The sequence below is a fragment of the Rhizobium sp. BR 317 genome (assembly GCF_047445835.1).
Taxonomy (GTDB): domain Bacteria; phylum Pseudomonadota; class Alphaproteobacteria; order Rhizobiales; family Rhizobiaceae; genus Rhizobium; species Rhizobium paranaense.
The window spans coordinates 1-642 of record NZ_JARWLB010000199.1; the positions used below are offsets into that span (position 1 = coordinate 1).

A 642-nucleotide genomic window follows, 5' to 3' on the forward strand; every position below is an offset into this window, starting at 1 on the left:
AGCGGAATCTGGTTCCTGTGCTCACCTACCTGTTCCGGCGGATCGAGAAGCGTCTCGACGGCTCGCCGAGCCTGATCTTGCTGGACGAAGCCTGKCTGATGCTCGGCCATACGGTCTTCCGCAGTAAGATCCGCGAGTGGCTCAAGGTGCTGCGCAAGGCCAATTGCGCCGTCGTACTGGCGACGCAATMCATCTCAGACGCCGAGCGATCCGGCATCATCGATGTCCTCAAAGAATCTTGCCCGACCAAGATCTGCCTTCCGAACGGCGCCGCGCGCGAGCCCGGAACGCGCGAATTCTACGAACGGATCGGCTTCAACGAGCGACAGATCGAGATCGTTTCGAACGCGATCCMCAAGCGCGAATATTACGTTGTCACTCCCGAAGGCCGACGACTGTTCGATATGGCGCTCGGCCCCGTGGCGCTGAGCTTCGTCGGCGCATCGGGCAAGGAAGACCTGAAGCGCATTCGCACGCTCAGCTCCGAACACGGCCGCGACTGGCCGATCCACTGGCTACAAATGAGAGGAGTTCACGATGCCGCATCGCTGCCCAACTTCGAATAGGCTGCTCGCCAGCTTGGCGTCGATCGTCGTGACGATMGGCGCTGCCATGCCMGCGGACGCCGGCACTGCCACGGGT

At 61.9% G+C, this 642-nt stretch carries 1 pseudogene; it reads left to right on the forward strand.

The annotated features are described in order from the left end of the window. Positions 1-566, forward strand: a pseudogene (locus QD357_RS32775) (conjugal transfer protein TrbE); the annotation flags it as partial. Positions 567-642 lie beyond the last annotated feature (76 nt).